Annotated in this window: 16 protein-coding genes and 3 pseudogenes; 12 read left to right on the forward strand and 7 right to left on the reverse strand. The window is 56.4% G+C overall.

Features of this window, described 5'->3' with window-relative positions:
* Positions 1-31: 31 nt before the first annotated feature.
* Together KIP88_RS34735 and KIP88_RS34740 are read right to left on the reverse strand one after the other, a co-directional pair.
* Positions 32-1240, reverse strand: a complete 1209-nt coding sequence (locus tag KIP88_RS34735; protein WP_214492692.1) for an ERF family protein — start codon at positions 1238-1240, stop codon at positions 32-34.
* Positions 1224-2039, reverse strand: coding sequence for a YqaJ viral recombinase family protein (locus KIP88_RS34740; protein WP_214492693.1), 816 nt, complete (start codon positions 2037-2039; stop codon positions 1224-1226). The genes KIP88_RS34735 and KIP88_RS34740 overlap by 17 nt, the downstream gene beginning before the upstream one ends.
* 105 nt (positions 2040-2144) lie before the next feature.
* Between KIP88_RS34740 and KIP88_RS48585 the strand changes: the two genes are divergently transcribed.
* From KIP88_RS48585 to KIP88_RS34760, 5 genes are all read left to right on the forward strand, one after another.
* Complete coding sequence (locus KIP88_RS48585) at positions 2145-2399, forward strand: helix-turn-helix domain-containing protein (RefSeq protein WP_249791234.1); 255 nt, start codon at positions 2145-2147, stop codon at positions 2397-2399.
* 253 nt (positions 2400-2652) lie between these two features.
* Positions 2653-3279 (forward strand): hypothetical protein, encoded by a 627-nt coding sequence (locus KIP88_RS34745; RefSeq protein ID WP_214492694.1) that lies wholly within the window; start codon positions 2653-2655, stop codon positions 3277-3279.
* 208 nt (positions 3280-3487) lie between these two features.
* Positions 3488-3709, forward strand: a complete 222-nt coding sequence (locus KIP88_RS34750; protein WP_214492695.1) for a hypothetical protein — start codon at positions 3488-3490, stop codon at positions 3707-3709.
* 395 nt (positions 3710-4104) lie between these two features.
* Positions 4105-5088 (forward strand): glycosyltransferase family 2 protein, encoded by a 984-nt coding sequence (locus tag KIP88_RS34755; protein WP_214492696.1) that lies wholly within the window; start codon positions 4105-4107, stop codon positions 5086-5088.
* A gap of 28 nt (positions 5089-5116) precedes the next feature.
* A complete protein-coding gene (locus KIP88_RS34760; RefSeq protein WP_214492697.1) occupies positions 5117-5611 on the forward strand; it encodes a hypothetical protein in 495 nt (164 codons plus the stop codon).
* A 97-nt stretch (positions 5612-5708) separates the two neighbouring features.
* Here the strand turns inward: KIP88_RS34760 and KIP88_RS34765 are convergent, their stop codons facing one another.
* Positions 5709-6245: a hypothetical protein gene (locus KIP88_RS34765; protein WP_214492698.1), complete on the reverse strand. Its 537-nt coding sequence runs from the start codon at positions 6243-6245 to the stop codon at positions 5709-5711.
* Between KIP88_RS34765 and KIP88_RS34770 the strand changes: the two genes are divergently transcribed.
* Both KIP88_RS34770 and KIP88_RS34775 read left to right on the forward strand, forming a co-directional pair.
* Entirely contained in the window at positions 6217-7257 is a 1041-nt protein-coding gene (locus tag KIP88_RS34770; protein ID WP_214492699.1) for a hypothetical protein, read from the forward strand. The two genes, KIP88_RS34765 and KIP88_RS34770, sit on opposite strands and share 29 nt — an antisense overlap.
* 209 nt (positions 7258-7466) lie before the next feature.
* On the forward strand, positions 7467-7691 hold the full coding sequence (locus tag KIP88_RS34775) for a hypothetical protein (protein WP_214492700.1): 225 nt from the start codon (positions 7467-7469) through the stop codon (positions 7689-7691).
* Positions 7692-7838: 147 nt separating this feature from the next.
* Here the strand turns inward: KIP88_RS34775 and KIP88_RS34780 are convergent, their stop codons facing one another.
* Both KIP88_RS34780 and KIP88_RS34785 read right to left on the reverse strand, forming a co-directional pair.
* The gene (locus KIP88_RS34780; protein WP_214492701.1) at positions 7839-8144 is read right to left on the reverse strand and encodes a hypothetical protein; all 306 of its coding nucleotides are present in this window, start codon (positions 8142-8144) and stop codon (positions 7839-7841) included.
* A gap of 61 nt (positions 8145-8205) precedes the next feature.
* Positions 8206-8448, reverse strand: a pseudogene (locus KIP88_RS34785) (PilZ domain-containing protein); the annotation flags it as partial.
* A 223-nt stretch (positions 8449-8671) separates the two neighbouring features.
* On the opposite strand from KIP88_RS34785, the gene KIP88_RS34790 reads away from it, so the two are divergent.
* The 3 genes and pseudogenes from KIP88_RS34790 to KIP88_RS34795 all read left to right on the forward strand — a co-directional run bounded on the left by KIP88_RS34790 (position 8672) and on the right by KIP88_RS34795 (position 10107).
* Positions 8672-9073 carry a VanZ family protein gene (locus KIP88_RS34790; RefSeq protein WP_214492703.1) on the forward strand — a complete coding sequence of 134 codons (402 nt, stop codon included), beginning with the start codon at positions 8672-8674 and terminating at the stop codon, positions 9071-9073.
* Between the two features lie 72 nt (positions 9074-9145).
* Positions 9146-9244: pseudogene (locus KIP88_RS48590) on the forward strand (choice-of-anchor K domain-containing PEP-CTERM protein); the annotation flags it as partial.
* Between the two features lie 197 nt (positions 9245-9441).
* The gene (locus KIP88_RS34795; RefSeq protein WP_214492704.1) at positions 9442-10107 is read left to right on the forward strand and encodes a choice-of-anchor C family PEP-CTERM protein; all 666 of its coding nucleotides are present in this window, start codon (positions 9442-9444) and stop codon (positions 10105-10107) included.
* Between the two features lie 78 nt (positions 10108-10185).
* Here the strand turns inward: KIP88_RS34795 and KIP88_RS46830 are convergent.
* Positions 10186-10305, reverse strand: a pseudogene (locus KIP88_RS46830) (H-NS family nucleoid-associated regulatory protein); the annotation flags it as partial.
* Between the two features lie 412 nt (positions 10306-10717).
* Between KIP88_RS46830 and KIP88_RS34805 the strand changes: the two are divergent.
* Positions 10718-11131, forward strand: coding sequence for a hypothetical protein (locus KIP88_RS34805; protein WP_214492705.1), 414 nt, complete (start codon positions 10718-10720; stop codon positions 11129-11131).
* Positions 11132-11431: 300 nt separating this feature from the next.
* Here the strand turns inward: KIP88_RS34805 and KIP88_RS34810 are convergent, their stop codons facing one another.
* Complete coding sequence (locus tag KIP88_RS34810; RefSeq protein WP_214492706.1) at positions 11432-11722, reverse strand: PilZ domain-containing protein; 291 nt, start codon at positions 11720-11722, stop codon at positions 11432-11434.
* Between the two features lie 311 nt (positions 11723-12033).
* Between KIP88_RS34810 and KIP88_RS34815 the strand changes: the two genes are divergently transcribed.
* A complete protein-coding gene (locus KIP88_RS34815; RefSeq protein ID WP_214492707.1) occupies positions 12034-12444 on the forward strand; it encodes a hypothetical protein in 411 nt (136 codons plus the stop codon).
* Positions 12445-12472 lie beyond the last annotated feature (28 nt).

Raw genomic sequence — 12472 nt, forward strand, 5'->3', positions numbered from 1 at the left:
AAGTGCACCCAGAAGACTTGAACGGAGCTATTCATCGTGGAGTGCCTGGCGAAGCGTCACGAATAGAATCGGGAAGCGGCAACGGTCCATTACCAAGTCCCGACGACATAGTCATGTCCCATAGGCTTCTTGCCACCTCAAGAGGCGCCAAATTCACGTTGGCCCACCATGCCCTCTCGTTACCGTGACGATGTAACTCTCTGTGGTGATCTCGGCATAACGGCACGGTAAATTCGTCGCTCACCTTTCGTCCAAGAGCTCGGGGTTCTGCAAACTTTATATGGTGGGCGTCGCAAGGAGAACGCTGACAAACAAGGCACGCCTGTTCTGCTACAAATCGAAGATGGCCCTTATCTCGCACCCTGGTGGCCTTTGGGAAAGACGTTACCCTCTTTTGGGCTACGGATCCTTGGCTTCCTATTCGGTCCAATTCGCCTGAAGCGATGTCGCCCTCACCGTTTTCTGGCGTTATCGGAAGCAAGTCGGATGATCCTCCTTTGGGTTCGGAGAGATAGTCGAGACCATCGTGAGATGCTTTCAACGCATGAATATATGCAGTCTCGACCGCCGCCGCGTCTTCTGTTGTGAGCGTATTTTTGGCGGCGAACCGTCTGTGTACCCACAACGCAAGATCGTCTGGATTTTTCGAGCCGTTGATTTCTGCAATCAGCTTATCCCGCAGATCAGTTGAAGCGTCGGGCGCGAGGATTGGTTGGGATGGCTTGTGGATCGATCCGCTTGGGCGCTTTCGGCTTCTAGGGTCCTTTTGATCTTGGGTCATCGGAACATTGATTGCCGGTGACGGTTCGACGAGCAGATCCGGCGCATCAAGATCGTCCTCGCCCGTGATACCGACCAGAGCAAACAGTGCGTAGCGTCGGGCGTAACTGAGAGCGGCTCCCATGAGATGTGGTGTATTTGTTTGGGCAATCGGACAGACCGGCCAGTCCGACGCAATCCATTCGCCGGACGCGTGGGCCAGAATGGTCGTCAGGCGGATGTGACCGATCTCGTTATCGATCGCAGTCGTTTGAATCGTTGCAATCTCGTTCTGCCCAAGGCTCTTACGCACAATATCAAGGCCGCTGGCCAACGAGGCATAGCGAAACGTCCGATCGTTCTCCCGCGGAAAGGGCGAGCGGATGGTGGCGATAAGTGACTTTTCAGGATTCGTGAGTTCGCCCTGGGCTTTGGCGAGAGCCGCAGCAATGGACCCGATGGATTCACTGGAGCGATGCATTGGCCGCCTCCCCGTCCGTGAGGTCAAAGCTGATTGCTCCAGATTTGGAGCGTTTCGCCCGGAGGCCATGGCCGCTAGCCTCCTTGGCGTCTTCTGGGACGAGCGTTTTCAAATTGGCTTTTGCGCCTTCGTGTTGCTGGTGGGCCGCGCGGGTTCGCTTGAATGCGGCCGCGAATTCCGCCCAACTGTTCGACGGGCTCATATCGACAACACGAACCGCTTCAAGCCGAGGCCGAGGTGGCTCTACGCCGAACAACCGCGGTGTCTCGCCGTTCTGGACGCATCGCCAGAATTTTTTCTCTGCGGTAATCAAAAGGTGTTGGTACAGGGGATCGGCACGAATGGTGAGTTCGACCCATTTGCCGCCTCCCGTGATGATAGAAAGGACCGCACATCGCGCATCGCAGACCCACATGTTATGTTGAAGCTGCGCCATGTGCTTTTCCGCGGCTGCTTCCTCCGAAAATGTCCAAGGTAGCATGAATTTGGCTTCGAACACGGCACCGCTTGGATCAACGATTCCGTCGAGCGTAGCAGCCATCCATTTGATAACCGGATGCTTCACCCGCCGCTGTACGTCTTTGACGACATGACCGGTATTGCGCTCGTACCAGCGCCGATTGAGGTCTTCGGTCACCGTGCCGAGTTGTACGATCAAATTTGCCGAGAGATCTTCTGGTTCAAGCTCGCCTCGCTTTTCATGCCAAAGGCGAGTGAGAAGATTCTCGTCGTTGCCCATAATGACACGTGCATCCGATCCACCAATAAACGACCTTCGATCAGCTAATACCGCGCGCATTGGTACCCCCAAATGTCGAAAAACGATGCATCTATCTATATTGACCATTTTCGACATGTCAAGCGATTTGCGACATAGTTGGCGAAATTCACTTGAGTCGGTCCCTTGATCACCCCAGCACAATGCCGAGCAGCCCGCGGGCTACTCGATTGGACTCAACAGCTTTTGGCGGACTCTGCAGGCGTGGGAATCGTCACCATTCGTCAGCTCGAGGCTGAAAGTCACGAACCGCGGAGAGCTACGCTAGCCGTGGTAAGAGCAGCGTTCGAAAAGGCGGGTGTCGAATTCATCGACGAGAATGGCGGCGGTGCCGGCGTGCGATTGAAGACGCCAAATCGCGCAAATGACGATCGGTCATAGTGAGTTTGTAGCGCTCACGCAGACACTTTTGGCCACCATCGCTAACGAAGTAGTGTTGTACATTGGTCGGAACGCAACTCTCTCCTACCCCCCGCAAAACACGAGATGCGCCTTTCATCTTTAAGGTCTCAAAGTTTGTCCAGCACGGCATTTTATCCCCGAACTACACAGAGCAGGGATTTTATTGGAGCGACAACTCCTAGTGCGAATCTGATTTCTTGGAGGGAGTTACTCCAACAAGAGAGGTTTCGCCGTGTCGGAACTTTCGAAGCTGCAGTCCTTTTCTAAACCAGAAGCATTCGATGCGGAAGAGTTCGACTCTATGCTCGGCAGCGCACCAGTGCGTGGGGAATTTGAAGATCCGGCCGAATATTCCCAGATCAGCCTGAGGATGCTCGAGAGCATCAGACCGACAAATTATATCGAAAAGCTTTTTACTATCGATCTCACGGATATCTCCTTTGAGATCCTGAACCTTCGTCGTGTAATAGTTGCTTGGAAAGCGACGTCAGCGGGCAATGGCATAGAGGCATTGTTGACGCGAGGAATCCTCTCGGATGCGCCGCCCGGGGCGGAAAAAGTTGCGAAGATTGAAGCCAAGCTCGAGGCAAAGCGGTGGCGTGAAGACCGCAGTTCCCGAGATGAAATCGAAGAGCGTCTCGAAAGCATGGGCATTTCTGAACATGCGATGGAGGTTGAGGTATTTCTCCAAAGTCTTCCGACGCTCGAGCTAATAGAAAAGAGACTGTTTTCCGCCCAGCAAAGACGCAATGCTCTCCTGCGCGAGGTCTGGGTCCATCGTGAGCTGGCGCGACGGGCGCGTCAAGTTTCTGATAGGATCATTGAAAATGTTGGACTACCTCGTCCCAACAAGGAATGACCCTTTGAGCACATTTCGACAGAGAGAGGCTAACAGGACCAACGCGCTTAGGAGCACCGGCCCTCGAACTGTGGAGGGCAAAGAGCGTTCTCGCAACAATGCGCGAAGGCACGGACTGGCAGCGAGGGCTGGATCGTATCGCTCTGAGCAATTGAGAATAGATTATGTTGCGAAAAGTTTGGCGAAGGGAAGCAACGATGGTTGGATCATGGAACGCGCCCGCTACGTTGCGGAATGCCAGGTTCAGCTTGAAAGGGTCAAACTCTTAACAGCTCAGAGGATTCAAGAATTGATTTACGCCAATCTGAACGATCAAGAGGAGGTCAATACGATACTGGGGCAACTGAAGAAGCTGGAAAGCTACGAACGCAAGGCCCGCTCACGAAGAAAAAATGCAATAAGAGCGTTTTGCTTGATCACCGCAGAGTAGTAGCTCAACCGCGCTGGTGCGCGAGCAGCGAGCAGCACTGGCCAAGAAACCGAGGCCGATGGTCAAGCTCAGCCGCACGGCGGCACAGCCATCGTGCCCTATGCAAGAGCCCGCACATGAATAACGATCAAACATCGATCCGCGACTTGGTGACCGGCGATGACCCGCGAGCGCTTATTTAACGCGACCCACTCTGCTGCCGATCCACGTCGGAGGCGGCGGATTGCCCACCTGCCAAGCCCGGCTCATGGCGAGGAGTTTGATGACGTAGCACACGGCCCGACCTTAGCGTTTAGCCTAACGCATTAAACAAAGGCGAAGATCAAAGATGCCTTTTCTTTTCCGGCCTGCAAGACTAATGATCGCCAATTGTTTGCACCAACTGGTCTCATGCCGTGAAATTGCTCGTCGTTATCGTTAATTACCGCGTCACCCATCTTGCGATTGATTGCTTGCATTCGGTCGCAAAGGAGATCGCCAGCGTTCCCGGCATCCATGTCGCGATCTGCGAGAACGGATCGGTAGATGGTTCCGCCGAACTCATCCGGCGGGCGATCGACGACAATGGCTGGTCATCCTGGTGCACGCTGAAGGCGCTCGACGTAAACCTCGGATTTACCGGCGGCAACAATTCGATCCTGCGTCCGGCGCTGGAATCGGCTGACAAGCCGCAATACTTTCTGTTGCTCAATTCCGATACGATCGTCCGGCCGAACGCATTCAAGGCGCTCGTCGACTTCATGGACAACAACCCGGAAGTCGGTATCGGCGGCAGCCGGCTCGAAGAGCCCGACGGCACGCCACAACGGTCCGCGTTCCGCTTTCAATCGCCGCTGGGAGAGTTCGAGGGCAGCCTGAAGCTTGGGTTGGTCAGCAGGCTGCTGAGCCGTTGGGTGGTGGCCCCGCCCGTTGTCGATCATGCCTTCGAAACGGATTGGGTTTCCGGCGCCAGCATGATCATCCGGCGCGAGACGATGGAAGCGACGGGATTGCTCGACGAAGGTTTTTTCACCTATTTCGACGACATCGATTATTGCTTCAATGCCAAAAAGCGGGGATGGCCGACCTGGTACGTTCCGGCAAGCCACGTGGTCCATCTCGTCGGTCAATCGACCGGCGTGAACAGCAAGCCAAAGCGATTGCCGCCCTACCTGCTGGAAGCGCGCAGGCGCCACTTCCTGAAGAACTACGGCGCGTTCTATGCCGCCATGGTCGACGTTTGCAGAATCGCGGGCCTGTCGCTTTGGCGATTGCGGGTTCTTCTTACCGGAAAGGAAGACACCACACCTCCGCAGCACCTTTCCGATTCAATCCGGCACAGCGTATTTTTGAAGGGCTTCAAGGTGACCGACGTCAAGAATCCGGCCTTGACCTCCTGAATTTTTCAAACCCGATCCGGGATTATTTATGCCCACCGACGAAGAGATTGATCGAAGCCTGGTAGAGTTTGCCCAAAAGATCGCGGCCATACCGAAAGAAATTGCGAACGACGCTCGCCCCACAGAGCCGCCGCCGGTCACCTCCTCCACGGCCCCGCCAGCCGCAACCGAGGTCGCAAGCCAAAGCCTGCCTCCCCCGCTTCCTACCGGCGAGCAATCCGATCCGGACATTCGGCCAGCCGCGCCTGCCGGCGCAGGCGGCAAACAGGTCCGTCACGCGGAGGAAATCGCAGGCATCATCATGAAGTCCCTATGCGCCATCGAAGGTTGCCCCGCACGCGGATTTACCGTTACGGTCTATGGGTCAAATCCGTGGAACGCCATGCTGACGATACGACCGGAAGCCGGCTCTGGCATCGATCGCGAGCTCTGGTATTCGCGGGTGCACGACATCGGCGTGCGGCTCAGAAACGACTTCGACGTGGCTGATCAATCAGCCATCTCGACAAACGGTTCGACGTAGTCGCTCTGTTCCAGGAGAGGTTGCGCCAGCGGAGCGCACGGCGGATATCATGGCAATCAACTCAGCCAACAATACCTCGCCTTCCGGATCTGGTCCGTTAGCTCAGCCATTCCGCCTCCTGGGAATCGATCCTGGCGCAACAGCCTTGGAAGTTCGGGCCGCTCTCGCGCGGGCACGAGAGACGCGTGTCGCGCCGGAACAGAGCTTGGCGGAAGCCTATGCAGATGTGCTGGACCCGGTCCGGCGCCTGCCTGGCGAACTCTCCTATCCCCTGGGCAGCACGCCCGATCGCGTCGATCTCTTTTTCACCGAGCTGCCTGCCGACGCTTCCGACGAAGCCATACTGCAAACGTCTGTTCAGTTTGCAGCGATCTCGAGGGCCAATTTCATTGCGCGTTACGTGGCTCGCCGCGGCGCATCGAGCGAACTGCTCCTTGCCTTGATTGACGCGCACAATTCCATCGATGCTATGGAAGTCTATCAGGTCCTGCAGGCGCTCCGGCATCGGGCTGGTTGGCCCCCGCCCTCTTTGGCGAGCGTAAGGGATGGTTTGAACGATCTGCTTGATGCCCATTGCGTAGCCGTGATCGACGCCTACGATCCGTTTGAAAGCGCTGCCGCTATTGGAATCCACTCGCCAGATCCTCGCAACGCACGAACCGCCGCTCGTCCAAACGCATTCCCTCCTGCTGGCAGCCTATCGGGGCGCCATTGGGGAGATGCGCGCCAAAGCTGAACAGCAGGTCGACAATGCCTGCCAATCGATGGAACAGCGACCGAACGATACGTCCTCAATTGAGGGACTGGCCGACGCGCTGCATCGCTGGACCTCGCTCTGCGAACCCCTGTTATTGCTGGACGCGCATCAGGGTTTCTGCGACCCGGAGATGAACGTCGCTCCTGATCGCATATTTGGCCTGCTTGGCGCTCTGAGCAGCCAGCACCACTACCCTATGGCGCAGCAGGTGCTGGACCGCGCGCTCGACGCTTTCGGATCAATTCCGGATACGACCGCACGGCTCATCGAAGTCAGAGAAATACTGCACAATATGCAGCGCGCCGCTTCGAAAGGTATCGAGCAGCTTGCGGCTGCGCCCGAGACGCTGCCGGCGTCGGACGCCCGGCCCCTTGACCATGGTGACCGCGACCCCAATCGGGATCTTACGGTGCCCGCAGGAAGCAGCGGTTTCCGTCATTTCAAGGAAGCCATGCTCGCAGCTGCGGCGCTGCTGGCCATGCTTGGATGTCTGGTTGCGTACCGGGCTCTCGACCTTGGAGCGGCATTCTCCGTCGCCTCGGGACCCAATCCGCCTCAGCCGAAGACGGAGCCGGAACTGCTTCCCCCGGTCGGCAAAGGCCAACGCTTTCCGCGCGAACATGTTCGTTACTGTCATTTTCAGGAAGAACGGCTGCGTGCGGTCAAGCAGCGGGTCCGGGGGCCCGAAGACATCCGCGCCTATAACGCACTTGCAAATGACTACAATTCACGCTGCTCCGATTTCTTCTATCAGGACGAAGACCTCCGGCTTGTGAAGGAAGAAGTCATCGCGAAGCGAAAGCTTCTCGAAGCCGACGCGGAGCGCATCCTTTCGACCTGGCCATGGCACAAGAATGCCGGCGGAGCACCGGCGGCATCGTCCAGATAAGCCAGTTTAGCAACGTGCCGCGTATTAGGATTGATCGTTCAGCATCCATTCAGCGATCGTACTGCCTTCTGCGAAACGGCGGCGATGGTTCGAGCATCCGGGATCGACGGCACATCACGCAAGCGCCAGAGCGAGGTTCCCGATTTAACGTTTTGCGCGGGTATCAAGCTTAACGCGCGAGTTGCGTTGCGAACGACGCGCGGGAAACTATGGTTGTTTTTGAGTTGCCGTATTCGGCCAAAGTGATGTATGAACTCGCGGAGCATTTCGTGAAGCGCCAGCGTTTGAGCAAACCAAAAGATATCAGGGAATTGCCGGCCGAGAAGTCGCTGAGCGACCGCTACGCAGAAGTGGTGAGGCTGCGCCAGGCCGTGTTCCGGACCCAGGCGGCGCTACGGGCGCCGGCCCATGTCAACCGGCTTGCCTCGAAGTAGAGTCATGCGTTCACGCGTTACCCGGTTCACCTACCTGTTTGCCATCGCCACAGCTATGATCGGCTGGTCGTGGCTGCTTCTGCATAGCCTCGCCTGGGCATTTGATTTCTAGGCGCGTGCGCAGACGGGCGGGATCGAACCTTGCGCTCAGTTGCAGACTCTCACCGCTCTTTGTCGCCAGCCTCTGACGGTCCATACCCGACGCCACGCATAGCACGCACCATCGCCGCGGTAGGCCCATGGACCGTACTCGGCATACTCGCCATAGCCGAACGGATAGTCGTAGCCGTCGTCAAATGGATGACCGTAGAGGCGCACGTAGCCAAACCCGCCCGGATAGCCAATCCCGCGAAATCCCGGGGCGACGACAAACGCACCGCCTGCGGACGCGATGTCCGGGACGATCGCAAGCGCCAGCGAAAGCGCAAACAGAGCTGAATGTGCTTTACGCATATTCCGGTGTCCTCGCGCTACCCCGCGGAGCGGAATGTTGTGACGGAGCCGTGGCCAGATGGTCGATGAACTGAGCGCCGAATCCGCATCCGATACGCCATGCCAGCCGGCACAGGCGCGGGCGGCCCGCTGAAAGGATCAGCGTGAACTCCTCGGGCACATCGAGGTTTTCAGCGATCACCCGCACACCGCCGTCAGATATGTCCGTGATGGTGCAATCGCGCGGCAGCGTGCCGACCCCGAATTGAATCTTTGCCGCCCCCTGACAGGAGCGACGTTCGCTCTTTCGCCGATCCGCAAACACCCGACCCACCCGTATTTGTTAATTTTGTCTTTCGGCAATCTTAGCGAAAATCCATTGGACTCCGCCTAAGCGATCGGCCCGCAATCGATGGTTTCGCTTATCGGAAAGTTTACTGCCACCGCTGGCGCGAAAGGTTCGCAAAATCCCCCTGACCTGCCGTCCAAGGTAAGGTTAAGGATTCTATTAGCTCGAAAGAAGTTGTGGCCCGGTGCAAAACGCCAACATGAAGAGACATATTACCCGGCTTGCCATGGCTGCGGCATGGATCGCGGTCATCGCGATCGCCTATGCCACGTTGACGCATGTCGGCTTTGTCTATGCCCTCTATTTCAAGCTCTCGCCATTTCTGATGCGCCCGGCGATGCGAACCTTCGCGCATTTTGAGCACATCATCGCGTTTGCTATCCTCGGCGCCCTCTTCGGCTTCGCCTATCCTCGGCGCCTGATCCTTGTCTGCGGCATCGTGTTCGGCGCCGCGGCGCTGCTGGAGATCTTGCAGACCATGACGCCGGACCGGCACGGCACATTGATCGACGCGCTGGAGAAAATGGCGGGCGGCGCGGCCGGTATCTTGTTTGCGAGAACCGTCCGGCGATTATGGTCTGCAAAGGATCGCCCGTCCTGAGATCAATTCCGCGATTCGAGTTCGAATACATCCAGCGTAGACGGCCCTGTTGGACAACGTGTCGATCGCGCCGTCCTCGAAGCCTCCACTTGGGCCATGATGGTCCTCGGTTTCGCTGGCGTCGGCTTCATGGCCTACAGCCGGAGTCAGCCGGCATTGCGACTTACCTGATCCCAAATTTGGAAGCCGCCCTCGGGCGGCTTTTAATGGCCAACCCCGGTAGAGCCCCGCTAGCCAATAAGTGACAACGCAATACTTTTCTGAATAGGAGTGCTGCAGACTTGACATCGCAAGAACTTCCAGCCAAAGTTATTAATAGTATTTTAAATATTAACGAACTGCTTCCGACTGCATTAATGAGGTGGCGAATGAAAAAGGCATTTATTGCGGCCGCTGTTTTAGCGGCGGGTCTTTGTTCCGGTGCAGCTCGCGCAGCCATCGTGACCAACGGAAGCTTTGAATTAGGGACCAACAATCCTGCCCCGGGCAGTTTCGCAACGATTCCTGGTTCGTCGAGCTCAATTACCGGCTGGACCGTGGTTGGCAGCGTGGACTGGATCAATGGTTACTGGCAGGCGAGCGACGGTACTCATAGCGTAGACATGAATGGTCTTGCGCTGGGTGGGGTTCAGCAATCGATAACCACCGTGATCGGTCAAGCCTATCGGTTGACGTTCGATCTCTCGGCGAATCCGGATCACTTGGATAGTCATCCTGATTCTAGGCAGTTGATGGCTACTGCAGGCGCGTTCAACAGCCTTTTCAACTACAATTTCGATGCGCCGCCGAATAGCCACAGCAACATGAATTGGGCTTCCTATTTCCTGGACTTCACGGCGACTTCGACCACGACCGTGTTGTCTTTCAACAGCACATCCGGGCAAAATTGCTGTTTTGGGCCTGCGCTTGATAACGTTGCGGTGACGGCTGTTCCGGAAGCCTCGACTTGGGCGATGATGATCCTGGGCTTCTTCGGCGTCGGATTCGTGGCCTACCGTCGGAAGCGGAGCGGGACTGACTTGCGCATGGCCTAAGTTTTTCGGACATCCGATGCCAAAGGTCGCCTACGGGCGGCCTTTTTTGTTCATTGGACAGTGGGCCCTGCGGCGAAACTATTCCGCTGCCATTTCAATCCTAAAATCATCAACATTCTTTCCCAACCTCAGTTGTTTCGCAAGCCACCGTGGCTGCTTGCCGCGTCCAGCCCACGTTTCCGACGGATCATCTGGATTGCGAAATTTCGGGAAGACTGGCGGGTACGCCGGCGCTCCGACTTGGCTATTCGCCTTTCAAACGTCGGCTTGGCTGCGAGCTGCTCCAAACGCTCTTCAAGGAACATCCTTCTCTGCCACCAACTTTACAGCCAAGGCCTCGCCGACCTCCAGGTGCAGCTTCCACAGATCGTCGACGGACATTCGCTCAAGTTCGCCCAGCTTCATGACGGTCCCCAATCATGATTCCACGAATGCGTGCACGATGGTCCCACGACAACAGATGTCAAAGCTCTAATGTTTGGCATTTCAATATGTTGCGGTGCAAAGCTATAGCGGAATTCGGCAAATCATTGAGGGGTGCGTACGCTCGACCTGGTCTAGTCGCGGATCAGCATTCACGGGTAGGACATGAAGATAGCGATCTAGCAAAATGCTTCTCGATGATCTTTGGCGTCTTGATGAGCAGATCATTCAGTTGCTTGATAGAAAACTGGAGCAAGAGGCGCGCAAGCTCCAACGACGGCTTGATGAGCTTGGCCGCCAATTCGGCGGAGGCCCAGCGACGCCCCGCAGCGTCGCCCTACCCCAAGGTTGGGCCAAAGTTTCGAAACTTAAACGACCCCTCAGAAACGTGGTCTTGACGAGGCAAACAGCCACGCTGGGCAATCGAGCTGCAATTTTGCTCACGACATTCTCTCAGCTTGTCATCGGATTTTTGAATGTAAGTCCCCGCGCCGCTGCAGCCGCGGTGGCACGCAGTGGCCTCATCAAGAATAATCCGATGGTTGTCGATTTTAAATCGGCCGGCGTTTATTATCGGCCAACGACGCTTCGCTCTCGGTAAGGACCGCGCGAAGCGATCGAGAATTTTTCAGACGCCGATCTGACCAAGTGGGAAATTGGGAACGCGGACCTTCACGGCTACTGTTGCCGAACATCATTAAAGCCGATCATGATTGAAAATCGACTGGCCTAGCAAATCGCCGTTGGAATGAACAAGCGCTGGCCCGAGATGATGCCCGCCGCTGCACAGTCAACCCTCAATCTCTCGCTCCGCTCCGATTGACTCAACTGACGCTGGAAGGAGGAATCACCGGGCGGTCTTTTTGTTTGGGCTCGACCGTCAAGGGGCTTGTGCACAAAACTAAGCAGATCTTTGGCTGTTCTTCTCTCCCGCTCTTTTGAAAAAGACGCCGAGATTGTCACCGTTCACCCAGGCAAGTTCACAGCGTCGAAATGCCAATCCGGTCGAAGACAATAACAGAAAAAATTCTTTCAACGGAAGACCGTCGATCGAACCCTCCACGCCGAGTTTTGCTCCGGTATCCGAGATATCCTGGATCTTGCAAGCCCGGCGCCAAGTCCCGTCTATAGCCATCATGTGAGCGTCGTACCCTCGCTCGAACACGACCCGCCGTGACTTGCGCAGCTCCATCTGGATTTATCCGTCACCGAAGTAAAACGGCCCAGGTGCGAGGTCGATCACTGAGGCCACTCTCGTCGCGACCCAAAATGGGGCCAGAGTATGATGACCGTAATCTCGAACCTTCAAGAGCGCCCTAACCGGCCTATCGGTTTTCGGCACCTCGATCAGTTTCCGTACTTGCCCCTTGGAATTGAGGTTCCGAGGAACGCTCCTTCACAATCAAACTTTGCTTACCGCGGGTTGGGATCGAGCTATAAGCAGGGGCAATGAGCCGGATGTGCGCATGCAGTCCCGGCAGTTCCCGAACCACGAGAGCGGCAATGATTTACCGACCGACGTCTGTTCTGCTGACGGTAGCGACGATCGCACTTTTTGGAACTGTTGCTAAAGCCCAGGCACCCAAAGAAGTAACAACCGAGAAGAACAAGCCCGTAGTCCTCGGAAATTTTTTAAATGCGCCCAACAATTGCGGCACCAATCCTGGGCCGATCCCCTTGCTAAAACTTCGCGAGAAGCCGTCCCATGGCGTTGTTGGCCTACAGATTATGATAGGTGACGTTGCGGCGACCGACGCTTGTCCGGCCCGGAAAATACCGGCCATTGCGCTATTCTACACCCCGAGCAAAGATTTCGTAGGCAAAGACTCGGTTCAAGTCGAATTCGAAACGGGCGATACCAAGATACCCAGTCTGAGCTTTTTGATTACCGTCCAGGCAGCCGCCGAAAAGTAGGCGCAGTGCCCAAACCTCCGGTGCGCCC

The sequence above is a fragment of the Bradyrhizobium sp. SRL28 genome, from assembly GCF_018596315.1.
Lineage (GTDB): Bacteria > Pseudomonadota > Alphaproteobacteria > Rhizobiales > Xanthobacteraceae > Bradyrhizobium.